Below are 829 nucleotides of genomic sequence, written 5' to 3'. Positions count from 1 at the left end.
AACATCGTCGGTGCTGACGATCTGGGCATAACCGAGCAGGCCGCCGAAGACCTCGGTCAGGAACTGGCCTTGGAGCTGCTTTTCCTTGACCGAGCCGAGCGCGCCGCGAGCGGCGCTGTTGGCCCAGCGCTGGGCGATCTCGGTCTGGATGGGGTTGCACTCGATGTGTGCGGCTTCCAGTGCCTCACCGAGCAAGCGGGCGTTGAACAGCGGTTTGAAGGGGTCGCGCACCCGATTCCTCCTGTATGGCTTCTGGCGAGAAGCGTACGGCTCATCCGCTGCGAAGGCTGCCCGGACAGGGGCTTTCCGGCGATCCAGCGCTTCGCCCATTAGGTCGCCGAGCGCGTGCTCAACGCCACCGGGGACACGCTGATGTCGCCGGCCTTCGTCGAGCCTTTCGCGGGCTCGCCGGCCGCATCCTCTATACTGACACCACCCATCGGCGCATCGAGTACGAGCATAGCGCAACTGAGCGGCTGTCAGCCCAGCGTCCTCAAGGCGACGAACCGCATCGTATCCCAGTGCCTCGACGGGCGCGGGATGGCAAAGCGCTATACTCAAGCCTGACTTGCCGCCAGGCCTTTTTCAGGAGATTCGGTGATGCCGTCTGTTCAATTCGATACCCTGTTGGGTGAAGATCATCAGCTGCAGCTCATCGTGCCCGAGGAGATACCCGCCGGCGCGGTCAATGTTGTCGTGACTGCGAAACTCGCTCCACAGAATGACGCCAAGCAAACGCTCAGCGAGCTTTTCGCGGAACTCGACCGGATGCCCTGTCAGCCGCTGAGCCGTCAAGAGGTCGATCGCACCATCGCCGAAGAGCGTGCGG

2 protein-coding genes are annotated in these 829 nt (G+C 63.1%); one reads left to right on the top strand and one right to left on the bottom strand.

Annotated elements, in window-relative coordinates:
* Positions 1–231 (bottom strand): hypothetical protein (locus VBE63_RS30630; protein ID WP_323686722.1); only part of this gene is annotated, 231 nt, incomplete at its 3' end.
* Between the two features lie 369 nt (positions 232–600).
* Here VBE63_RS30630 and VBE63_RS30625 point away from each other — a divergent pair.
* Positions 601–829, top strand: a 229-nt coding sequence (locus VBE63_RS30625) for a hypothetical protein (protein WP_323686721.1), incomplete at its 3' end; no start/stop codon positions are given.

Source organism: Lamprobacter sp. (assembly GCF_034860625.1).
Classification (GTDB): Bacteria; Pseudomonadota; Gammaproteobacteria; order Chromatiales; family Chromatiaceae; genus Lamprobacter.
The sequence above is the reverse complement of the archived record's forward strand: the minus strand, read 5'-3'. Positions and strand labels throughout refer to the sequence as shown.